This is a genomic window from Caulobacter sp. BK020, from assembly GCF_004342605.1.
GTDB lineage: Bacteria > Pseudomonadota > Alphaproteobacteria > Caulobacterales > Caulobacteraceae > Caulobacter.
This window is the reverse complement of record NZ_SLZL01000005.1, coordinates 110,467-130,309: the sequence shown is the minus strand read 5'-3', so window position 1 is coordinate 130,309 and position 19,843 is coordinate 110,467. Positions and strand designations below refer to the sequence as shown.

The 19,843-nt window shown below is 67.8% G+C and carries 23 protein-coding genes and 1 tRNA gene; 16 read left to right on the top strand and 8 right to left on the bottom strand.

Annotated features, from left to right (window positions below):
- The first annotated feature begins 28 nt into the window (after nucleotides 1–28).
- Entirely contained in the window at nucleotides 29–2,167 is a 2,139-nt protein-coding gene (locus EV278_RS07975) for a sodium-translocating pyrophosphatase (protein ID WP_132089075.1), read from the top strand.
- Nucleotides 2,168–2,281: 114 nt separating this feature from the next.
- Here EV278_RS07975 and EV278_RS07970 read toward each other — a convergent pair whose 3' ends face one another.
- Complete coding sequence (locus EV278_RS07970; protein WP_243692128.1) at nucleotides 2,282–2,854, bottom strand: response regulator; 573 nt, start codon at nucleotides 2,852–2,854, stop codon at nucleotides 2,282–2,284.
- A 162-nt stretch (nucleotides 2,855–3,016) separates the two neighbouring features.
- Nucleotides 3,017–3,505 (bottom strand): outer membrane protein assembly factor BamE, encoded by a 489-nt coding sequence (locus EV278_RS07965; RefSeq protein WP_132089073.1) that lies wholly within the window; start codon nucleotides 3,503–3,505, stop codon nucleotides 3,017–3,019.
- A gap of 120 nt (nucleotides 3,506–3,625) precedes the next feature.
- Here EV278_RS07965 and EV278_RS07960 point away from each other — a divergent pair, with 120 nt between their 5' ends.
- The 7 genes from EV278_RS07960 to EV278_RS07930 all read left to right on the top strand — a co-directional run bounded on the left by EV278_RS07960 (nucleotide 3,626) and on the right by EV278_RS07930 (nucleotide 7,966).
- On the top strand, nucleotides 3,626–4,156 hold the full coding sequence (locus tag EV278_RS07960; RefSeq protein ID WP_132089070.1) for a ubiquinol-cytochrome C chaperone family protein: 531 nt from the start codon (nucleotides 3,626–3,628) through the stop codon (nucleotides 4,154–4,156).
- Complete coding sequence (locus EV278_RS07955) at nucleotides 4,141–4,698, top strand: DUF177 domain-containing protein (protein WP_132089067.1); 558 nt, start codon at nucleotides 4,141–4,143, stop codon at nucleotides 4,696–4,698. Before EV278_RS07960 ends, EV278_RS07955 begins: the two co-directional genes overlap by 16 nt.
- A gap of 109 nt (nucleotides 4,699–4,807) precedes the next feature.
- Nucleotides 4,808–5,899, top strand: coding sequence for a phosphate acyltransferase PlsX (gene plsX / locus EV278_RS07950; protein ID WP_132089064.1), 1,092 nt, complete (start codon nucleotides 4,808–4,810; stop codon nucleotides 5,897–5,899).
- Complete coding sequence (locus tag EV278_RS07945) at nucleotides 5,896–6,873, top strand: beta-ketoacyl-ACP synthase III (RefSeq protein WP_132089061.1); 978 nt, start codon at nucleotides 5,896–5,898, stop codon at nucleotides 6,871–6,873. The genes plsX and EV278_RS07945 overlap by 4 nt, the downstream gene beginning before the upstream one ends.
- A 190-nt stretch (nucleotides 6,874–7,063) precedes the next feature.
- A complete protein-coding gene (locus EV278_RS07940; RefSeq protein ID WP_012287059.1) occupies nucleotides 7,064–7,366 on the top strand; it encodes an integration host factor subunit alpha in 303 nt (100 codons plus the stop codon).
- A 15-nt stretch (nucleotides 7,367–7,381) separates the two neighbouring features.
- On the top strand, nucleotides 7,382–7,804 hold the full coding sequence (locus EV278_RS07935) for a MerR family transcriptional regulator (RefSeq protein WP_132089058.1): 423 nt from the start codon (nucleotides 7,382–7,384) through the stop codon (nucleotides 7,802–7,804).
- Between the two features lie 85 nt (nucleotides 7,805–7,889).
- Nucleotides 7,890–7,966, top strand: a tRNA-Pro gene (locus tag EV278_RS07930).
- 202 nt (nucleotides 7,967–8,168) lie between these two features.
- Here EV278_RS07930 and EV278_RS07925 read toward each other — a convergent pair.
- On the bottom strand, nucleotides 8,169–8,390 hold the full coding sequence (locus EV278_RS07925) for a DUF2842 domain-containing protein (protein ID WP_132089055.1): 222 nt from the start codon (nucleotides 8,388–8,390) through the stop codon (nucleotides 8,169–8,171).
- Entirely contained in the window at nucleotides 8,387–8,650 is a 264-nt protein-coding gene (locus EV278_RS07920; protein WP_132089052.1) for a GlsB/YeaQ/YmgE family stress response membrane protein, read from the bottom strand. Before EV278_RS07920 ends, EV278_RS07925 begins: the two co-directional genes overlap by 4 nt.
- 163 nt (nucleotides 8,651–8,813) lie before the next feature.
- Between EV278_RS07920 and EV278_RS07915 the strand changes: the two genes are divergently transcribed.
- The 5 genes from EV278_RS07915 (at nucleotide 8,814) to argC (ending at nucleotide 13,618) form a co-directional block, all read left to right on the top strand.
- Nucleotides 8,814–9,845, top strand: coding sequence for a COX15/CtaA family protein (locus EV278_RS07915; protein ID WP_132089050.1), 1,032 nt, complete (start codon nucleotides 8,814–8,816; stop codon nucleotides 9,843–9,845).
- Nucleotides 9,846–9,931: 86 nt separating this feature from the next.
- Entirely contained in the window at nucleotides 9,932–11,431 is a 1,500-nt protein-coding gene (locus EV278_RS07910; RefSeq protein ID WP_132089047.1) for an alkaline phosphatase, read from the top strand.
- 182 nt (nucleotides 11,432–11,613) lie between these two features.
- Nucleotides 11,614–12,087: a 50S ribosomal protein L13 gene (rplM, locus tag EV278_RS07905; protein WP_028040416.1), complete on the top strand. Its 474-nt coding sequence runs from the start codon at nucleotides 11,614–11,616 to the stop codon at nucleotides 12,085–12,087.
- Between the two features lie 3 nt (nucleotides 12,088–12,090).
- Entirely contained in the window at nucleotides 12,091–12,564 is a 474-nt protein-coding gene (gene rpsI / locus EV278_RS07900; RefSeq protein ID WP_132089044.1) for a 30S ribosomal protein S9, read from the top strand.
- A gap of 100 nt (nucleotides 12,565–12,664) precedes the next feature.
- Nucleotides 12,665–13,618 (top strand): N-acetyl-gamma-glutamyl-phosphate reductase, encoded by a 954-nt coding sequence (gene argC, locus EV278_RS07895; protein ID WP_132089042.1) that lies wholly within the window; start codon nucleotides 12,665–12,667, stop codon nucleotides 13,616–13,618.
- Nucleotides 13,619–13,654: 36 nt separating this feature from the next.
- Here argC and EV278_RS07890 read toward each other — a convergent pair whose 3' ends face one another.
- The 3 genes from EV278_RS07890 to soxR form a co-directional block, all read right to left on the bottom strand.
- Nucleotides 13,655–14,251 carry a hypothetical protein gene (locus tag EV278_RS07890; RefSeq protein WP_132089039.1) on the bottom strand — a complete coding sequence of 199 codons (597 nt, stop codon included), beginning with the start codon at nucleotides 14,249–14,251 and terminating at the stop codon, nucleotides 13,655–13,657.
- 30 nt (nucleotides 14,252–14,281) lie between these two features.
- Nucleotides 14,282–14,911, bottom strand: coding sequence for a DUF1287 domain-containing protein (locus EV278_RS07885; RefSeq protein ID WP_132089036.1), 630 nt, complete (start codon nucleotides 14,909–14,911; stop codon nucleotides 14,282–14,284).
- 88 nt (nucleotides 14,912–14,999) lie between these two features.
- Nucleotides 15,000–15,470, bottom strand: a complete 471-nt coding sequence (soxR, locus tag EV278_RS07880; RefSeq protein ID WP_132089033.1) for a redox-sensitive transcriptional activator SoxR — start codon at nucleotides 15,468–15,470, stop codon at nucleotides 15,000–15,002.
- Nucleotides 15,471–15,546: 76 nt separating this feature from the next.
- On the opposite strand from soxR, the gene EV278_RS07875 reads away from it, so the two are divergent.
- The gene (locus EV278_RS07875) at nucleotides 15,547–15,903 is read left to right on the top strand and encodes an antibiotic biosynthesis monooxygenase (RefSeq protein ID WP_132089030.1); all 357 of its coding nucleotides are present in this window, start codon (nucleotides 15,547–15,549) and stop codon (nucleotides 15,901–15,903) included.
- On the opposite strand, the gene phaC is transcribed toward EV278_RS07875, so the two are convergent.
- The gene (gene phaC / locus EV278_RS07870) at nucleotides 15,904–17,910 is read right to left on the bottom strand and encodes a class I poly(R)-hydroxyalkanoic acid synthase (RefSeq protein WP_165916562.1); all 2,007 of its coding nucleotides are present in this window, start codon (nucleotides 17,908–17,910) and stop codon (nucleotides 15,904–15,906) included.
- A gap of 94 nt (nucleotides 17,911–18,004) precedes the next feature.
- On the opposite strand from phaC, the gene EV278_RS07865 reads away from it, so the two are divergent.
- Both EV278_RS07865 and EV278_RS07860 read left to right on the top strand, forming a co-directional pair.
- Nucleotides 18,005–18,478: a hypothetical protein gene (locus tag EV278_RS07865; protein ID WP_132089027.1), complete on the top strand. Its 474-nt coding sequence runs from the start codon at nucleotides 18,005–18,007 to the stop codon at nucleotides 18,476–18,478.
- Between the two features lie 109 nt (nucleotides 18,479–18,587).
- A complete protein-coding gene (locus EV278_RS07860; RefSeq protein ID WP_056760040.1) occupies nucleotides 18,588–19,808 on the top strand; it encodes an LL-diaminopimelate aminotransferase in 1,221 nt (406 codons plus the stop codon).
- The last annotated feature ends 35 nt before the right edge of the window (nucleotides 19,809–19,843 follow it).

Genomic DNA, 19,843 nt, shown 5'->3' with positions numbered 1-19,843 from the left:
ATTGAAACGCGAAGAGGGCGACTGACCGATGAGTTCTTGGCTTTATGTGGCCATAGGGGCCGGGCTGCTGGCGGTGCTGTACGGCGCCGTGCAGACGGCGTCTCTGATGCGGGCTTCGCCCGGCAATGCGAAGATGCAGGAGATCGCCGCGGCGATCCAGGAAGGGGCCCAGGCCTATCTGAACCGCCAGTATACGACGATCGGCGTCGTCGGCGTGGTGGTCGTCGCCCTGCTGGGCTTCTTCTTCAAGTCTTGGGAGCAGCCCGTGGGCTTCGCCCTCGGCGCGGCCCTGTCAGGCGCGGCGGGCTTCGCGGGCATGCTGATCTCGGTGCGCGCCAATGTCCGCACCGCCCAGGCTTCGTCGGAGAGCTTGTCCAAGGGTCTATCCATGGCCTTCACCTCGGGCGCCGTGACCGGCATGCTGGTGGCGGGCTTCGCCCTGATCGGCGTGGCCGGCTACTTCGCCGTCCTGCTGTCGATGGGCCATGAGGGCACCGACCGCGTCGTGGTCGACTCGCTGGTCTCGCTGGGCTTCGGCGCCAGCCTCATCTCGATCTTCGCCCGGCTGGGCGGCGGCATTTTCACCAAGGGCGCCGACGTGGGCGGCGATCTGGTCGGCAAGGTCGAGGCCGGCATTCCCGAAGACGACCCCCGCAACGCCGCGACCATCGCCGACAACGTGGGCGACAATGTCGGCGACTGCGCCGGCATGGCCGCCGACCTGTTCGAGACCTATGCGGTGACCACGGTCGCCACCATGGTGCTGGCGGCCATCTTCTTCGGCAGGACCGAGGTGGTGGGCTCGATGATGCTGCTGCCGCTGGGGATCTGCGCGGTCTGCATCGTGACCTCGATCCTCGGCGCGTTCGCCGTGCGCCTGGGCAAGAAGCAGAACATCATGGGCGCCCTCTATCAGGGCCTGATCGTCACCGGCGTGCTGTCGATCCCGGCCGTCTGGTACGTGATCCACCAGCTGGTTCCGATCCCGATCGAGCTGGACGGCCGGATGTTCACCGCCGACAACCTGTTCTACTGCGGCCTGGTCGGCCTGGCCGTCACCGCCGCGATCGTGGTGATCACCGAATACTACACCGGCACCAACTTTCGCCCGGTGAAGTCGGTGGCCCAGGCCAGCGTCTCCGGTCACGGCACCAACGTGATCCAGGGCCTGGCCATGTCGCTGGAATCCACGGCCCTGCCGGCCCTGACCATCATCGTTGGCATCCTGGTGACCTATAACCTGGCGGGCCTGTTCGGCATCGCCATCGCCACCACCACTATGCTGTCCCTGGCCGGCTTCATCGTCGCCCTGGACGCCTTCGGCCCGGTCACCGACAACGCCGGCGGCATCGCGGAAATGGCCGGCCTGCCGCCGGAAGTCCGCGTCACCACCGACGCCCTGGACGCGGTGGGCAACACCACCAAGGCCGTCACCAAGGGCTACGCCATCGGTTCGGCCGGCCTGGGCGCCCTGGTGCTGTTCGCCGCCTATACCGAGGACCTGAAGTTCTTCTCGGACAACGCCGTGCCCGGCAGCTTCTTCGACGGCATGGGGGCGGTGACCTTTGACCTGTCCAATCCCTATGTGGTGGTCGGCCTGCTGTTCGGGGGGCTGTTGCCCTTCCTGTTCGGGGGCATGTCGATGACCGCCGTGGGCCGGGCGGCCGAGTCGGTCGTGGCCGAGGTGCGCCGCCAGTTCCGCGAGAACCCGGGCATCATGACCTACGAGACCAAGCCGGAATACGGCAAGGCGGTCGACATCCTGACCAAGGCCGCGATCCGCGAAATGATCGTGCCCAGCCTGCTGCCGGTCGTTTCGCCGGTGGTGCTGTTCTTCGTGATCCAGGCCATCGCCGGCAAGGTCGACGCGTTCGCCGCGCTGGGCGCCATGCTGATGGGGGTGATCGTCACCGGCCTGTTCGTCGCCATCTCGATGACCAGCGGCGGCGGCGCCTGGGACAACGCCAAGAAGGTGATCGAGGAAGGCTTCACCGACGCCAACGGCGTGCTGCACAAGAAGGGCGGCGACACCCACAAGGCCGCCGTCACCGGCGACACCGTCGGCGACCCCTACAAGGACACCTCGGGTCCGGCCGTGAACCCGATGATCAAGATCACCAACATCGTGGCCCTGCTGCTGCTGGCGGTGCTGGCCCACGGCGTGTGATGAAGGACGCAGCGCGCTAGACGAGCCCTGACATGACGACGCCCCGGAGGTTTCCCTCCGGGGCGTTTTCCGTGGGTGGCCGAGCGAACGGAATTCGCCGCGCGGGACCTATGATCAGTACACGTCTTCCGGATTCAGGACCGGCTCGGGATCGGTCCGGCCAAAGGCGTCCGTGAAGGCTGGAAGGCTGTCGGCCTCGGTGACGCCGCGCCGTTCCTGGCCCACATAGTCGTGGTCGATCTTGCGCCGGCGGCACGGTCCGAAATAGGCCCCGGCCCGGATGAAGTCGCGGGGGTTGTTGATCACCTCGTTGACCCGGTGCAGCACCCCGCGCGCGGTCAGCGGCTTGGCCAGGAACTCGGTGACCCCGGCCATGCGCGCCTCGTCCAGGCTGGCGCGGGTGGCGTGGCCGGTGACCATGATGATCGGCGTGTACGGATTGGCGCTGGCGGGCGATGTGCGCACCCAGCGGATGAAGGCCAGGCCGTCGACCGGCTGCATCATCAGGTCGGTGAAGATGATGTCGACTTCCCGCTCGGTGACGGCCTTCAGGGCCTCGACGCCGTCGCAGGCCTGCAGGATCTTGCGCACGCCCAGCGACTTGAGGACCGTGGCGATGATCTCGCGCATCGGCGCGTTGTCGTCGATGATGAGCACCGTCAACGGGCGCAGGTCGGGCGCGCTCAAGATCTTCCCCCGGGCGAGGGTCGCGGCGCGGCGACAGGCCACGGCGATCCTACGCCCGGAGAGTGGGGCGGTCGTCCTTGAGAAAACGTTGATACCGCGAAAAAATGTCGCAGAAAATCAGGTGGTTATTCTTAACGGGTTGTGGCGTGAGCCCGTCAGGCCCTAGCGGCGGTCCTGCGGACGGTTGCCCGGCACGTCCTGGTCGTCCTGCGGCAGCATGCCGCCGCGGCCGACGTTGCCCAGCAGCTGTTCGAGGATGGTCATTTCGCGACCGCGGGTCGGAGTCTCATGGCCGTTATAGGCGATGACCTTGCCGTCCTTCAGGGTGTAGGTGTCGACCGAGGCGACCTTTTCGTCGGCCGGGTTGAACTTGATCGCCACCACGTCGCGCTTGATCACCCGCGGCTTGTAGAAGGCCACGCGGTCGGTCGTCTGCGAAATGTAGTACCAGGCGTTCTGGTCGAAGGTCGAGGTGGCCGAGGGCGAGCCCAGCTTTTCGGTGACGGTCGATTTGGTGTCCTCGCCGACCTTCATGTCGGCGGGCTTGGCCTCGATGGCCTGGAAGCCCGAATAGCTCGTCAGCGGCGTACAGCCCCCGGCGACGGCGGCGAGGCCGATGACGGCGGCGGCGAAAACGGCGGGACGAAACATTGAGGCTCCGGAACCTGGACAGGCTGACTTTGACCTATCGCCCGCGCGGGCTTAGTTCAATGGTCCGCGTGGATCGAACGGCTAAGTAGTTCCGTGTCGCGGCGAAATCGAGGCGAAGTGATGTTTCTGGACCGGCTGCTCAAACCCAGGCCCGCCAAGGCGGCGGGGGGCAAACTCTATGCCTCGGCCGTGGCCCAGGCCCGGTCGCCGGCGTTCTACGCGCGGATGGGCGTGAACGACTCGATGGAGGGGCGGTTCGAGCTGTTCACCCTGCATATAGCCCTGCTGCTGGAACGGCTGAAGGGCCAGGGCGAGTCGGCGGCCGAGGTTTCGCAGGAGACCTTCAACGCCTATACCCGCGGCCTGGACGACGCCTTCCGCGAGATCGGCGTCTCCGACACCGCCGTCGGCAAGAAGATGAAGAAGCTGGTCGGCGCCGCCTATGGCCGCCTCAAGGCGTTCGACGAGGCCGCCAAGGCCTTGCCCGACCGCTCGGTGCTGAGCGCCGCCCTGGCCCGCACGGCCTTCGAGGAGCGCGGCGAGGGCGATCTGGCGGGCCTGACCGACTATGTGGTCGCCGCGCGCGACCGACTGGCGGCCCAGCCGCTGGAGACCCTGCTGCAAGGAGAGGCCCGATGGCCGACGGCGTGATCGATCCCTGGCCCAGCGTGGTCGCCCTGGGGCGGGTCAGCCGCGGCGGCGTCGACCTGCGCCTGGAGCCGGACGACGCCGCGCGCCGGGAGATCGCCAAGACCCTCGGCCTGGTGTCGCTGGAATCCCTGACCGCCGAGGTCTTCCTGCGGCCGTGGATGGACGGAGCCGAGGTCTCCGGCCTGATCCGCGCCCGGGTGACCCAGGTGTGCGGCGTCTCGGCCGACGAGTTCGAGGAGCCGATCGAATCGCGGTTCAGCGTCCACGTCCTGCCGGCCGACAGCGAATATGCGCCCCAGGACGAGGAAAGCGGCGGCGAACTGGGCATCGACCCGGACGGCGACGACCCGCCGGACGTGCTGGAGGGCGAGACCGTCGACGTCTCGGCCTATGTGATCGAGCACCTGGCCCTGGAGCTGGACCCGTTCCCCCGCAAGCCGGGCGCGGTCTTCCAGCCGCCGGCCGAGCCGGTGGACCTTTCGCCGTTCGCCGCGTTGAAAAAGCTGAAGAGCGACCCGAACTCCGGGGGAGAAGGAGCCTGAAATGGCCGAGTCCTTCCGCTTGCGTGATATTTTCGCGGCTGTATCGTCCCGCCGCCTTGCCATCACCCTCGAAGGGGCGGTGCGCCGCTACAGGAGCCGATAGCGCCTCGTGCCTCACCCCCTCGTCATTTCGATCGACGCCATGGGCGGAGACCATGGTCCGTCCGTGATCGTGCCGGCCGTGGCGCTGGCCGCCAAGAGCCTGCCCGACATCCGGTTCCTGCTGCACGGCGACGAAGCCCAGCTGAACGCCCAACTGGCCAAATGTCCGGACGCGCGGACCGTCAGCCAGGTGCGTCACACCGACAAGGCCATCTCGATGGAGGAAAAGCCCGCCCAGGCCATGCGCCGGGGCAAGGGCACCAGCCTGTGGAACGCCGTGGAGGCGATCCGGGCAGGCGAGGCCGCCGCCTGCGTCTCGGCCGGCAACACCGGCGCGCTGATGGCGATCTCCAAGCTGATCCTGCGCATGGGGGCCAACCTGGAGCGTCCGGCGATCGTGGCCAGCTGGCCGACCATGCAGGGCGTCTCGGCGGTGCTGGACGTGGGCGCCAATGTCGAGAGCGACGCCAAGCAGCTGATCGAGTTCGCGATCATGGGCGCGGCCTTCCACCACGCGGTGCACGGCTCGGAGCGCCCGACCGTGGGCCTGCTCAATGTCGGCTCCGAGGACCAGAAGGGCCATGAGGAGGTGCGCGAGGCGCACGCCATCCTCAAGGAGACCAAGCTGGACTTCGACTATCGCGGCTTCGTCGAGGGCACCGACATCGCCAAGGGCACGGTCGACGTGGTCGTCACCGACGGCTTCACCGGCAATGTCGCCCTGAAGACCGCCGAGGGCCTGGCCCGGTTCTTCGCCGCCGAGATCAAGGCGACCCTGACCTCGGGCCCGCTGGCCATGCTGGGGGCCCTGATCGCCTCGGGCGCGCTGAAGAAGATGCGCCGGCGCCTGGATCCCGGCCGCGTCAACGGCGGGCCGCTGCTGGGCCTCAACGGAATCGTGGTCAAGAGCCATGGCGGGGCCGACGCCCTGGGCTATGCCTCGGCCATCCGTGTGGCGGTCGATCTGGCCCGTAGCGACTTCTCGGCGGAGATCGACCGCAACCTGAAACGCCTGACCGAAACCGGCCTCAAGTCCGGCGCTGAAGATGAGAAGGCTGGAGGCGTGTCGGGCGCCGAACGCCAGGGAGCTTCCGAGTGAGCGTAATTCGTAGCGCCGTCACCGGCGTCGGGGCCTATCTGCCGGACAACATCGTCACCAACGACCAGCTGGCCGAAACCGTCGACACCAGCGACGCCTGGATCGTCGAGCGCACCGGCATCCGCCAGCGCCACAAGGTGGCCGACGACCAGCCGGTCTCTGACCTGGCCTTCCGCGCGGCGCAGCAGGCGCTGGAACGGGCGGGCAAGACAGCGGCCGACGTCGACCTGATCATCGTGGCCACCACCACGCCGGACATGACGTTTCCCGCCACCGCGACCATCGTCCAGCGCAAGCTGGGGGCGCCGGTCGGCATCGCCTTCGACGTCCAGGCCGTCTGCTCGGGCTTCGTCTACGCGCTCAGCGTCGCCGACGGCTTCGTGGCCCGCGGCCACGCCAAATGCGCCCTGGTGATCGGCGCCGAGGCCATGACCCGCCTGATGGACTGGACGGACCGCGGCACCTGCGTGCTGTTCGGCGACGGAGCCGGGGCGGTGGTGCTGGAGCCGCGGGAGGGGCAGGGGACAACCGCTGACCAGGGCCTATTGGGCTTCGCCCTGCGCGCCGACGGGACAAAGCAGGAGCTGCTCTATGTCGACGGCGGTCCGTCGACCACGGGCACGGTCGGCAAGCTGCGGATGCTGGGCAACCAGGTGTTCAAGCACGCGGTGATCAACATCTCCGAGGCGATCCACGCCGCCGCCAAGGCGGCCGACGTGACGATTCCCGAGGTCGACTGGTTCATCCCGCATCAGGCCAACCAGCGCATCCTGGCCGGCGTCGCCCACCGAGTCGGCATCGATGAGGACAAGGTGATCTCGACCGTGGCCCTGCACGCCAACACCTCGGCCGCCTCGATCCCCCTGGCCTTCGCCCAGGGAATCGCCGACGGCCGGATCAAGCCGGGCCAGCTTCTGCTGCTCGAGGCGATGGGCGGCGGACTGACCTGGGGCGCCTGCGTTCTGCGACTTTGAGGCCAAGCTTCGCCGTTTTAGGCGGCCAGCCTGAGCGATCGTCTCAAGTCCTGGCGCTCAGCCTTTGACTCCATGCGATAATCACGGCATGCAGGCTGGAGTTGATGAGAGCGCGTTGCAGAAACACGGGGCTCCACCCCGTCCGAAGCGTGCGCTCTGGGGTTTGTCAATCCAGCGTAAAGGGGGCGTCATGAAAGGCGCGACATTGACCCGGGCCGATCTCTGCGAGGCGGTCCACGAAGAAGTCGGTCTGACCCGCCAGGACTGCGCGGGCCTGGTCGAACGCACCCTGGATCTGGTCGCCGAGGCGCTGGAGAAGGGCGAGACGGTCAAGCTCTCGGGCTTCGGCGTCTTTCAGGTGCGCGACAAGCGGGCGCGCATGGGCCGCAACCCCAAGACCGGCGAGCCCGCCGAGATCGAGCCCCGCCGGGTGATCGGTTTCCGGGCTTCGCAGGTCATGAAGGCGCGAATCGATCGCGCCCTCGGCGGCTAAGAAGGATTCGATGCGGTGGCGAAGGGGCCCAACGCCTTCCGCACGATTTCCGAAGCCGCCGACGAGCTGGGCGTGCCGCAGCACGTCCTGCGCTTCTGGGAAACCAAGTTCTCGTTCATTCGCCCGATGAAGCGGGCCGGCGGGCGGCGGTTCTACCGCCCGCAGGACATCGCCGTGCTCAGTGGCGTGCGCGCCCTGCTGCACGCCGAGGGCTACACCATCAAGGGCGTGCAGAAGCTGCACCGTGAGCAGGGCCTGACCCACGTGATCGCCGCGGGCCTGGGCGACAACGGCTCGGCGTCGCTGGACGCGCTGGCCGTCGCCGATTCGTCGCCGCACGGTGACTTGGCCGACGAGGCGCGGGATCGCCTGGTCATGGCGCTGGACGACCTGCAGGCCGTCAAGGCCCGGCTGGACGGGCTTTTGCGGGGCGCCTGAGGGGCGCTTGAAATCCCCGGAAGTTCGCCGAGAAATCCCATTGCTCCCGGAGAAAGCCGCACCTATAAGGGCGCTCCTTCCGGATCGGAGCGTGGCGCAGCCTGGTAGCGCACTTGACTGGGGGTCAAGGGGTCGCAGGTTCGAATCCTGTCGCTCCGACCATTCCTCTTTGAGGAAGACCGGAAGAATGGAAAGGCCGCCCGCGAGGGCGGCCTTTTTCGTTTTGGCGGTGAACACTTGCCCCCTACGGATCGCTTCGCGATCGTCTTCCCCCGCAGGGGGAAGAGCACCTGATGCGAAAGCTCCGCCCCCTATGGGGGCGGACAGACCGCGCAGCGGTCAGGTGGGGGCAAGTTCGTGGTCCTCACATCCGCTTGTCCGCCTTGCCCATCCACGACATCAGCGGCATCAGCGGCAGCCCCCAGCCCAGGCCGGCGACCACGAAATAGACAAGGTGCACGGCGCGATTGTTCGGCAGGACGTCGTACAGGCTGGTGAAGGCCCAGATCCAGGCGCCCAGGAACACCAGGATGCCGATCCCGCCGATCAGCTTGCGAAGGCGGGCGGGGATGAGGGGAGCGCTCAAGCGGGTCTCCGGAAGAAGCTCGATACGATGCCGAGGACGGCCAGGAAGAAGATCGCGCCCACGCTGGAGACCAGCAGGCTGCCGAGGAAGCCGTCGAACCTCAGGCCCAGCCGCTGGGCGATGAAGGTTCCGATGAACGAACCGACGACGCCGATCAAGAGCTTGGTGAACAGCCCGTGGTGACGGGCCAGCACCAGGTCGGCCACCCAGCCGGCCAGGATGCCGATCACTACGGCCACGAAAACGCCAACCCCGCTCATGATGGTCTCCGAACGTCGCCGCCCCTTTGGCGCCCCCTGGCGCCCGATATAGCATCGCACGCCGGGCCTTATGCGTCATGAGGCCATGGACGCGGACGCGCCCCGGGCGTACGGCAAGGCTTCGCCGTATTTCGGCCCCTAACTGGCGTTCTTTCCGGCTGTCATGACGTCCTTCCTGCGTTCCGATCGTTCAAGGCCCGTGGCCGTCTGGCTGTTCGTCGTGGCCGTCCTGGTGTTTGGCATGGTGGTGGTCGGGGGGGCGACGCGCCTGACCGACTCCGGCCTGTCGATCACCCAGTGGAAGCCGATCATGGGCGCGCTGCCGCCGATGTCCGACGAGGCCTGGCGGGCCAATTTCGAGCTCTACAAGAAGATCCCGCAGTACAGGCTGGTCAACGCCGGCATGACGCTGGAGGCCTACAAGGGCATTTTCTGGTGGGAGTGGGCGCACCGGCTGCTGGGTCGGCTGGTCGGGGCGGCGTTCGCGATTCCGTTCGTGTTCTTCCTGGTGCGCCGGATGATCCCGCGCCGGCTGATCTGGCGCTGCGCGGTGCTGCTGGGCCTGGGCGGCCTGCAGGGGCTGGTGGGCTGGTGGATGGTGTCCAGCGGCCTGTCCGAGCGGGTCTCGGTGGCGCCTGAGCGGCTGATGATCCACCTGGGCCTGGCCCTGGCGCTGTTCGTCTTTCTCATCTGGACCGCCCTGGACGCCTGGTCGGGCTCGCCGCGCATCGAGGAGCGCACCGACTGGCGCGGCTGGGCCCTGGGCTTCCTGGGCGCGGTGTTCTTCCAGAGCCTGCTGGGCGCCCTGGTGGCCGGTAACGACGCGGGCCTGGTCTATAACGACTGGCCGCTGATGAACGGCGCGCTGATCCCGGCCGAATACGCCGGCCATGGCTTTTGGGGCACGATCGCCCACAGCCAGGGCGCGGTGCAGCTGCATCACCGGTTGATGGCCTATGCGGTGTTCGTCGCCGCCCTCGTGCTCGGCGTCGCCGCGGCCCGCTCGCGCCGCCTGCCGGAAGAGGCCAAGCTGACCGGCTTCGTCCTGGTCGGCGTGGTCTGCCTGCAGGCGGGCCTGGGGATCTGGACCCTGATGGCGGCCGTGCCGCTGGCCCTGGGCGTGCTGCACCAGGCCGGGGCGGCGATCCTGCTGGCCACGGCCACCACCTTCGCCTGGCGGGTGAGAAGGCCTTAGCGTCTTTGCGTCCTTCGAGCCGACCGCTCAAAGAACTGTCATGAAACGCCAGCAGAGGACATCCGACGTCCTTGCTGGAGCTTATCGTGACCCGCGCCTCCCTGTTCCTCGCCGCCGCGCTCGCGGCCCTGTCCGCCCAGGCTCAGGCCGCGCCCAAGCCGGCCGCCAAGCCGGTCGCGCCGGTGACCAACGCCGCGCCCGCCGACGCCTATTTCCAGGCCGGCCAGGCGGCCCTGGCCAAGGCCCTGACGGTCAACCCGCGGACAGGCAAGGCCAAGAACGTCATCCTGTTCCTCGGCGACGGCATGGGGATCTCGACGATCGTGGCCAGCCGCATCTACGAAGGCCAGCAGCGCGGCGTCGACGGCGAGAGCAATGCGCTGTCGTTCGAAAAGCTGCCCTGGACGGCGCTGTCCAAGACCTACAGTCACGACACCCAGGTGACCGACAGCGCCGCCGGGATCACCGCCATCACCACCGGCGTAAAGACCCGCAACAAGGTCATCGGCCTGAGCGGGGCGGCCAAGCCGGAAAGCTGCGCCAGCGAGGCGGGGACCCGGGTCGAGACCATCGCCGAACTGGCCAAGGCCCATGGCCTGTCGGCCGGGGCGGTGACCACCACCCGCATCACCCACGCCACCCCGGCCGGGACCTACGCCCACACCGCCTATCGCGACTGGGAAGGTGACGGCGACATGCCGACCGACGCCCTGGCCGCTGGCTGCAAGGACATCGCCCGCCAGCTGGTCGAGGCCCCGGCCGGCCTGCGGCTGGACGTGGCGTTCGGGGGAGGGCGCTCGCGCTTCCTGCCCGAGGCCAAGGACGGCAAGCGCGCCGATGGCCGCGACCTGACCGCCGAATGGCTGAAGGCTCCGGGCGCGGCCTATGTGACCACCGACGCCGAGCTGGCGGCGCTGGATCCGGCCAAGACCGGCCCGGTGCTGGGCCTGTTCGCCAGCGAGCACCTGCCCTACGAGGTGGAGCGTCCGGTGCTGGGCCAGGGCGTGCCGACCCTGGCAGCCATGGCGACCAAGGCCGTCGACCTGCTGTCGAAGAACCCCAAGGGCTATTTCCTGCTGGTCGAGGGCGGCAAGATCGACATGGGCAGCCACCTGAACAACGCCAAGCGGACCCTGACCGAGACGGTCGAGTTCTCCAAGGCGGTCCAGGCGGTGCTGGACAAGGTGAACCTGGACGACACCCTGGTGATCGTCACCGCCGACCACAGCCATGGGCTGGTGATCTCGGGCTACGCCGCCCGCAACGCTCCGATCCTGGGCCTGGCGGGCAACGAGGGCGAGCCGGTCGTGGCCGGCGACGGCAAGCCCTACACGGTGCTCAGCTTCGCCACCGGCCCCGGCGGCCCCGAAGGCTCCAACCTGCGGGCCGATCCCACCAAGGAAGACACCGACGACGTCGACTATCACCAGAACGCCACGGCCTTTCTGGCCAGCAGCGCCCACTCGGGCGAGGACGTGGGCGTGTTCGCCGACGGACCGGGGTCGTACCTGGTCCATGGCGTGGTCGAGGAGAGCTACCTCTACCAGATCATGCGTCACGCCTACGGCTTCGACGGCGACAAGTAGGAAACGGCCCGCAATGAGGTATCATGATACCTCATTGCGAAATCCCTTGTTCTGCAAGGGTTTGCGGAGTTTCTTGCGCACGCATTGTTGACAGGGCGCGAGCCGTCCTGTACCTGCCGCCCCTCACGCAGACGGAGCCGCTTTCCTTGGCCCCCGACGCACAAGGAATACGGATCAATCCCATGCAAAAGACCACGGCTTCCCTGAAGCCCGCCGAGGTCGAGAAGAAGTGGATCGTGGTCGACGCCCAGGACGCCGTTGTCGGTCGTCTGGCGACGTTCATCGCCATGCGTCTTCGCGGCAAGCACCGGCCCGACTACACCCCGCACGTCGACTGCGGCGACTTCGTCGTCGTGATCAACGCCGACAAGGTGAAGTTCACCGGCAAGAAGCTGGACGACAAGGTCTACTACCGCCACACCGGCCACCCGGGCGGCGTCAAGTCGACCACCCCGCGCAAGCTGCTGGAAGGCCGCTTCCCGGAACGCGTCCTGGAAAAGGCCGTCGAGCGCATGCTGCCCAAGGAAAGCCCCCTGGCGCGCAAGCAACTGACCCACCTGCTCATCTACAACAACGGTGAGCACCCGCACCAAGCGCAGAGCCCTGAAGTGATCGATTTCGCTTCGCGCAACGCCAAGAACACCCGGAGCGCCTAAGTCATGTCTGAAGCTCAAGGCTTTGACGCGCTGGCCAGCCTGTCCAGCAACCCCGAAGCGGCCGCTCCGGCCGAACCCAAGATCGACGCCCAGGGCCGCGCCTATGCGACCGGCAAGCGCAAGAACGCGATCGCCCGGGTCTGGATCAAGCCTGGCAAGGGCTCGATCACGATCAACGGTCGCGACCAGGAAGTCTATTTCGCCCGCCCCGTGCTGCGCATGATGATCGCCCAGCCCCTGCAGGTCACCGACCGCCTGGGCCAGTTCGACGTCGTCGTCACCGTGGAAGGCTCGGGCCTGTCGGGCCAAGCCGGCGCCGTGCGCCACGGCCTGTCCAAGGCCCTGACCTATTACGAGCCCGGCCTGCGCACCCTCCTGAAGCCGCACGGCTTCCTGACCCGCGACAGCCGCGTCGTCGAGCGTAAGAAGTACGGCAAGGCCAAGGCCCGCCGCAGCTTCCAGTTCTCGAAGCGCTAAGCGCGTCTGCTACGCGTTTGGAAAAGGGCGCTTCGGTTTCGACCGGAGCGCCCTTTTTCTTGTCCTTGTTCCCCGGTCCGCAGGACCTCGTGCGAGTGGGATGTCCATGACCCCCAAAGTCTTCATCGACGGCGAAGCCGGCACGACGGGCCTGCAGATCCGCGAGCGCCTGGTCGGCCGCAAGGATCTGCAGCTGGTCTCGATCGATCCCGACAAGCGCAAGGACCCGCAAGCTCGCAAGGCGATGCTGAACAGCGCCGACGCGGTGATCCTGTGCCTGCCCGACGACGCGGCCAGGGAGGCCGTGGCCCTGATCGAGGACCCGAAGGTCAAGGTGATCGACGCCTCGACCGCCCACCGCACCGCGGCCGGCTGGACCTACGGCTTCCCCGAACTGGACGGCGAGCAGCGCGGCAAGGTCGCCTGGTCGACCCGGGTGTCGAATCCCGGCTGCTACGCGACGGGCGCCATCGCCCTGGTCCGGCCCCTGGTCACCAACGACATCATCGCCGCCGACCTGCCGCTCTCGTTCAACGCCGTGTCGGGCTACACCGGCGGGGGCAAGGCGATGATCGCCGAGTTCGAGGACGAGACCTCTCCGGCCTACACCAAGGTTCCGTACCGCATCTACGCCACGGGCCTGAACCACAAGCACCTGCCCGAGATCCAGGCCCATGGCGGCCTGCTGACCCGGCCGATCTTCACTCCGGCCGTCGGGCGCTACGCCCAGGGCATGCTGGTCGAGCTGCCGCTGCACCTGAGCATGCTGAACGGCAGCGTCTCGATGACCGAGATCCACGAGGCCCTGGCCGACCACTACGCCCGCGAACCTTTCGTCGAGGTGGCGTCGATCGCCGAGTGCAAGGCCCTGACCACCCTGGATCCGGAAGGCCTGAACAACACCAACCGGCTGAAGCTGTTCGTGTTCGGCTCGGAAAGCAGCGGCCAGGTTCGCCTTGTGGCCCTGCTCGACAACCTGGGCAAGGGCGCGTCCGGCGCGGCGGTGCAGAACCTGAACCTGGTGCTGGGCCTGAAGGAAGGCGCGGGCCTCTAGACGCCTGGATGCCGGACCGGGCGGCGCGAGTGCGCGTCAGAAATAGCGCGCGTCCGCCGGGCAGGCTGGTCCCGAGCCAGTCGTGAATGAATTGCCGCCCTGGTCGTTAAGCCAGGTCGCCGTGCATGTCCGGGCCGACTGGAGAAGCGCCTTGAAATCCCGCAGGTCGCTCGCCAGGCGGTCGGGCGACGTCACCAGCGTCAGGATCGCCAGGGCCGGAACGTCCGCGGCGTACCGGGCGGTGACGGATATCTCGATCCCTCGACGCGACGAGGTTCGACATAGCGGTCGGGTCTCGCCGAGGAAGACGACCTTGCCGACTTGGTCGCACTTCGGAGGCTTTTGTTCGTCTTCCACGTCGTTCGCATCGTAGGCGTAGAACACCTCGATGCGCCTTGGGTCTCCGGAAAACCCCCGGCCCGAAGACGGATACCCGGCGCCGTAGCAGTGCTTCGGCGGCGTCAGGAAGATGACCGTTCCGTGGTCCGAGCCGGTCCAGTCGGCCGGCAGGGCGCAATAGGAGCTTCCCTGCGGGGTCTGGAAGGTGAGGCCGTATTGTTCGGATACGAACGCCCCGGGCGCCGGTAGCGGCGCTGTCGCGGCGGCGGCCGCCAAGGCGAGCGCGACGATCATTCGTGGTCCCCCATCTGCGCCGACCCGTGGTTAGGCGCGCCAGCGATAGTGGCCGACCGCCGTGTGGAACTTCAACATCCACAGCGGCTCTTCCTTGGCGCCCCAGCCGATGTTGTGGACCACGCGCACGCGTTCGGGCCCCTGACTGACCACGCCGATGTGCGGGCGCTGGCCCCAGACCCGCCATGTGAGGATGTCGCCGGGGATCGGATCGTCAAATCTGTCGCCGGCGGCCTTGGCGGGCGCGCGGGCCAGAAGGGCGTTCTGGCGCTCCAGATAGGTCTCCAGGTTCAGCACCCGGCGATGGTCGATGTTGGAATCCGGTCCCTTCAGCCCCCAGGCCCGCCGCGACGGGTAGGCGTCGAAATTGCGGGTCATGTCCTCGTGGATCAGCTGCTGCAGGTCGGCCCGCCAGGCGTCGCGGGCGGCGCGGATCAGCACGTCGGCGCAGACGCCGGTCGAGCGCAGCACGTCGCCGTTGGGGTAGGGGATGGCGCGATAGCTGGGATCGTAGGCCTTGGTGACGCCCACCTGGTCGCGCGCCGCCTGGGCCAGGCGCTCGCCGCTGGGCGCGGGCTGCGGGCGCGCGAAGGCCTCGCCGGCGCCGAGGAGCGGCGTCGCGACCAGCATCCCTAGTGCTGTCCGGCGGTTGAGTCCCATGGCCGAAAAGCTCCACCAGAATGCCGGCGAGTTTTGGGCGAACGTGGGTCGATGATGTGGAGGCGCCGCCGAGCCGGCGTGCAAGAGCCTAGCCGGCTTCGGGTTCCAGAAGGCGAGGGCCCGCGCCCTGGCTGGCCAGGACGTCCCGCGGATTGCGAAGCGGGCAGGCCTTCAGCGACAGGCACCCGCAGCCGATGCAGTCGTCTAACTGGTCGCGCAGCTGGGTGAGGCGGAGGATGCGCTCGTCCAGCTCGGCCCGCCAGGCCCGCGACAGCGCCGCCCAATCCTCCGCCGTGGGCGCGCGGCCGTCGGGCAGGCGGGCGAGGGCGGCTTGGATGGAGGCGAGGGGGATGCCGGTGCGCTGGGCGACCTTGATCACCGCCACCCGGCGCAGGATCCCGCGCGGATAGCGCCGCTGGTTGCCCTCGGTGCGCAGGCTGCGGATCAGGCCCTTGGCCTCGTAGAAGTGCAGGGTCGAGACCGCCACGCCGCTGCGCCTGGCCACCTCGCCGACGCTCAGCGCGCCACCGGGAAAGACAGGTTCATCGGGCTTGGACATTCGCGCTTGACCTCAACTTTGGTTGAGGTTCTACACGGGAGGCTCCTCTCACGGCAACGCCTTTCCAGGAGCCTTCATGGCCACGCTCACCGTTCCCGATCGCGCCACGGTCGCCGCCGCTCTGTCTGATCCGCCGGTCTTCAGCATCAGCATCATCCAGGCCAAGCCCGGCAAGTTCGACGAGTTCGTCGCCCTGCAGCACGCCCAGTTCATGCGGGTGCGCGGTCAGGTCCAGGGCGTGCGCGGCAGCCGGATGCTGAAGTCGCCGGCCACGGGCGTGGTGGTGCTGATCTCGTCGTTCGAGACGGCCCAGGACGCCGAGCGTTTCCGCCGGGACCCACGGTTCACCGAGCATCTGGAGCGCGTGCAGCCGCTGATCGACCGCGCCGAGGCGATGCCGGTCGAGCTGGCCTACGAGGTGGGACTGATCTAGCTAACCCGCCGGGGTCGAGCGCACCCGGACATAGCTGCCTGGGGCGTCTTCAAGCGGCTTCAGCGGTCCCTTGGCCGGGTCGCGGGCGGGGACCTGCTTGCCGGACTTGGCTTTCAGCCAGGCCGCCCAGTGCGGCCACCACGAGCCGGGATGCTCGACCGCGCCGGCCCGCCAGCCCTCGACCGAGCCGGGCAGATGCTCGTTGGTCCAGTGCTGGTACTTGTTGGCGTCCGGATGGTTGATCACCCCGGCGATGTGGCCCGAGCCGGCCATGGTGAAGGTCACCGGCCCGCCGAACGCCCGCGCGCCACGATAGACGCTGCGGTAGGGCGCGATGTGGTCGTCCTTGGACGACTGGACGTAGATCGGGATCTTGACCTTCGACAGGTCCAGCGTCTCGCCGCCCAGGGTCAGGCGGCCCTGGGTCAGGGCGTTGTCCTTGTAGAAGTTGCGCAGGTAGTAGAGGTGCAGCACCTTGGGCATGCGGGTCTGATCGGCGTTCCAGAACAGCAGGTCGAACGGCCGCGGCTCCTTGCCCATCAGGTAGTTGTTGATGAAGAACGACCAGATCAGGTCGTTGCCGCGCAGGCTGTTGAAGGTGTCGGCCATCGACTGGCTGGGCAGGTAGCCGCCCTGGCGGTCGATCTGCTCCTCGATGGTCTTGATCCAGGCCTCGTCGGTGAACAGCAGCAGGTCGCCGGCCTCGGAGAAGTCCTGCTGGGCGGCGAAGAAGGTGGCCGAATTGATCCGCTTGTCGCCCTTGGCCGCCATGTGGGCCAGGGCGCAGGACAGCAGGGTGCCGCCGATGCAGTAGCCGACGGTGTTGACCCGGTCGACGCCGGTCTGGGTCATCACCTGCTGGCTGGCGTCGTAGATCCCCTCGAACATGTAGTCCTCGAAGGTCTTGTCGGCCTGGCGGCTGTCGGGATTGACCCACGAGGCGACGAACACCGTGAACCCCTGGCCGGTCAGCCAGCGGATCATCGAGTTCTCCGGGCGCAGGTCCAGGATGTAGAACTTGTTGATCCACGGCGGGAAGATCAGCAGCGGGATCTCATGCACCGTCTCGGTGGTCGGGGTGAACTGCAGCAGCTGCAGGATGTCGTTCTGGTAGACCACCTTGCCCGGCGCGGTGGCGACGTTCTCGCCCACCTTGAACTTGGCCAGGTCGGTCTGGCTGATCGCCAGCTGGCCGCCGCCGCGTTCCAGGTCGGCGGCGAAGTTCTCCATGCCGCGCACCAGGCTCTCGCCCTTGCTCTGCATCACCTCGCGCAGGGCGGCGGGGTTGGAGATCAGGAAGTTCGACGGCGAGAAGGCGTCGGTCAGCATCTTGGTGAAGAACTCGACCCGACGCTTGGCGCTGGGATCGACGCCTTCGGCCTGCGAGACCAGGTCGTTCAGCCAGTTCGACGACAGCAGGTAGCTCTGCTTCATCATGTCGAACATCGGGTTGGAGGCCCAGTCGGGATCGCTGAAGCGCTTGTCACCGTGGGCGGGGGCGACCACGGGCTGGGTCGGCTCGCCGGTCATCTTGCGGGCCGCCGACTGCCAGAGGTCCATGTAGCGGCTGAACAGGTCGGCCTGGGCTCGCAGCAGGCGGTCGGGCTGGGCGGCCAGACTGGTCATCACCTCGTTGAAGGCCGGGCCGACGTGGAAGGGATCGGGGCTGAGGGCGGCGGGACGGTCGGCCTGGCGCAGGGCGGCCTCGGCGATCGCGCCCTGGGCCGTGACGGCGGCCCGGGCCAGGTTGGCCGACAGCGTCTCCAGCATCTGGCGCTGGTCGGGCGACAGGAAGGCCTCGAAGTCGGGCAAGGCGCTGGCGGCGGGCGGCGGATCCGGCCGTTCGGGCCGCGCGACCGATTCGGCCGCCTTGGCGCGGGAGTCCGGAGCGGAATTTGGCGAGGCCTTCGGCGCGGCCTTGCCGCCAGCCTTGCCGGCGGACGGCGCCGCATCCGCCTTGGCCGCCGGCTTTTTGCGCGTTTTGGGGGAGGTTTCGGTCGTGGCCATGGACTTCCTTCCGCCGTCTTGTCGTGAGCCATCTCGCCTTGGCGCGCGGATGGCCTTTCGCTCGACGCGATCATCGCATAAGACCTGAGACAAGATGAACGACGAAACCGGTAAAATCGTACGTCTTGGCGTACTCTTTCGCGGCGCGGCTCTGGTGGGCCTGCTAGCGGGACTGACCGCGTGCGCCTCGTCGATCTCGCCGTTCAATCCGCCGCCGGCTGATCCCAGCTCGCCGGTGGCCGCCGCGGCCAACGCCGCCGCCAGAGATTCCAAGGACGCCGTCGCGCCGCGTTTCATCGACATCCCGGCGATCCCGACCGACGTGCGCACGCCCGTCCAGTTCAAGAAGGCCGTGGGCGCCGAAAAGATCGCCGCCGACAAGCTGAAGCGCGAGACCGCGCCCAGCACCTGGACCCTGTCGGACACTGAAGGCTATGCGGCCAAGGCCCGCAAGATCGGCAAGGCGCCGCCCAGCGACATCCCCACCGACGCCGATCGCGCCGCGACCGAAGCCTTCGCCAAGGCGGCGCGCGAGCGAGCTACCGCGCCTCCGTCCAAGCCCCAATAGGGCGACGGAGGCATAAAATCCCCATAACTGGCTTGGCTAGGCCCCGCCCGGGGTCTATCCATGCCCGACATCCGCTCCCGGCGCGCCGCTGTGGCGCAATGAGCATTTCATGACCTCCGATTTCCATCGCATCCGTCGCCTGCCGCCCTACGTCTTCGAAGAAGTCAACAAGATCAAGGCGCGGCTCCGCGCCGAGGGCACCGACATCATCGACTTCGGCATGGGCAATCCCGACATGCCCACGCCCAAGCACATCGTCGACAAGCTGATCGAGACCGCGCGCGACCCCAAGGCCGGCCGCTATTCGGCGTCCAAGGGCATCGCCGGACTGCGCAAGGCCATGGCCGGCTATTACGGCCGGCGGTTCGGCGTGAAGCTGAATCCCGACACCGAGGTGATCGCCACCCTGGGCTCCAAGGAAGGCTTCGCCAACCTGGCCCAGGCCCTGACCGCGCCGGGCGACGTGATCATCTGCCCCAACCCGGCCTATCCGATCCACGCCTTCGGCTTCATCATGGCCGGCGGCGTGATCCGCCACGTGCCGGCGCTGTCGCCCGAGCAGTACCTGTCCAACATCAGCCGCGCGGCCAAGCATTCGGTGCCCCCGGCCAGCGTGCTGATCCTGTCCTATCCGTCCAACCCGACGGCCCAGTGGGTGGACCTGGACTTCTACAAGGACGCCGTGGCCCTGGCCAAGAAGCACGAGCTGCTGGTGATCAGCGACGTGGCCTATGGCGAGATCTATTTCGACAACAACCCGCCGCCCTCGATCCTGCAGGTCGACGGGGCCAAGGACATCGCCGTCGAGGTCAATTCGCTGTCGAAGACCTACGCCATGGCCGGCTGGCGCGTGGGCATGGTGGTCGGCAACGCTCGCATCTGCGCCGCCCTGGCGCGGGTGAAGTCCTATCTGGACTATGGCGCCTACACCCCCGTGCAGGTGGCCGCCGCCGCCGCCCTGAACGGCCCGCAGGACTGCGTCGACGAGATCCGCGGCATCTACAAGAGCCGTCGCGACACCCTGGTGTCGTCGATGAAGCGCGCCGGCTGGGACATTCCCAACCCGCCGGCCTCGATGTTCGCCTGGGCCAAGATCCCCGAACAGTTCGAGGCCGCCGGCTCGATGCTGTTCTCGCGCCTGCTGATCGAGGAGGCCGGCGTCGCCGTCGCCCCGGGCATCGGCTTTGGCGAATACGGCGAGGGCTATGTCCGCATCGGCCTGGTCGAGAACGAACAGCGGATCAAGCAGGCCGCCCGCAACGTCAAGAAGTTCATCGCCAACGCCGATACGATCCTGGCCAAGGCGCACAACAAGATGGAACAGGTCTAGGGCGCGGACGCGCTGCCCGGCCGCAGAGTTTAGGA

Excerpts from the sequence above, each read along its gene's own strand:
- EV278_RS07975 (WP_132089075.1), top strand. The coding sequence starts at position 29 with ATGAGTTCTTGGCTTTATGTGGCCATAGGGGCCGGGCTGCTGGCGGTG.
- EV278_RS07965 (WP_132089073.1), bottom strand. The coding sequence starts at position 3,505 with ATGTTTCGTCCCGCCGTTTTCGCCGCCGCCGTCATCGGCCTCGCCGCC.
- EV278_RS07960 (WP_132089070.1), top strand. The coding sequence starts at position 3,626 with ATGTTTCTGGACCGGCTGCTCAAACCCAGGCCCGCCAAGGCGGCGGGG.
- EV278_RS07955 (WP_132089067.1), top strand. The coding sequence starts at position 4,141 with ATGGCCGACGGCGTGATCGATCCCTGGCCCAGCGTGGTCGCCCTGGGG.
- EV278_RS07940 (WP_012287059.1), top strand. The coding sequence starts at position 7,064 with ATGAAAGGCGCGACATTGACCCGGGCCGATCTCTGCGAGGCGGTCCAC.
- EV278_RS07920 (WP_132089052.1), bottom strand. The coding sequence starts at position 8,650 with ATGAGCGGGGTTGGCGTTTTCGTGGCCGTAGTGATCGGCATCCTGGCC.
- EV278_RS07915 (WP_132089050.1), top strand. The coding sequence starts at position 8,814 with ATGACGTCCTTCCTGCGTTCCGATCGTTCAAGGCCCGTGGCCGTCTGG.
- rplM (WP_028040416.1), top strand. The coding sequence starts at position 11,614 with ATGCAAAAGACCACGGCTTCCCTGAAGCCCGCCGAGGTCGAGAAGAAG.
- rpsI (WP_132089044.1), top strand. The coding sequence starts at position 12,091 with ATGTCTGAAGCTCAAGGCTTTGACGCGCTGGCCAGCCTGTCCAGCAAC.
- argC (WP_132089042.1), top strand. The coding sequence starts at position 12,665 with ATGTCCATGACCCCCAAAGTCTTCATCGACGGCGAAGCCGGCACGACG.
- EV278_RS07890 (WP_132089039.1), bottom strand. The coding sequence starts at position 14,251 with ATGATCGTCGCGCTCGCCTTGGCGGCCGCCGCCGCGACAGCGCCGCTA.
- EV278_RS07885 (WP_132089036.1), bottom strand. The coding sequence starts at position 14,911 with ATGGGACTCAACCGCCGGACAGCACTAGGGATGCTGGTCGCGACGCCG.
- soxR (WP_132089033.1), bottom strand. The coding sequence starts at position 15,470 with ATGTCCAAGCCCGATGAACCTGTCTTTCCCGGTGGCGCGCTGAGCGTC.
- EV278_RS07875 (WP_132089030.1), top strand. The coding sequence starts at position 15,547 with ATGGCCACGCTCACCGTTCCCGATCGCGCCACGGTCGCCGCCGCTCTG.
- phaC (WP_165916562.1), bottom strand. The coding sequence starts at position 17,910 with ATGGCCACGACCGAAACCTCCCCCAAAACGCGCAAAAAGCCGGCGGCC.
- EV278_RS07865 (WP_132089027.1), top strand. The coding sequence starts at position 18,005 with ATGAACGACGAAACCGGTAAAATCGTACGTCTTGGCGTACTCTTTCGC.
- EV278_RS07860 (WP_056760040.1), top strand. The coding sequence starts at position 18,588 with ATGACCTCCGATTTCCATCGCATCCGTCGCCTGCCGCCCTACGTCTTC.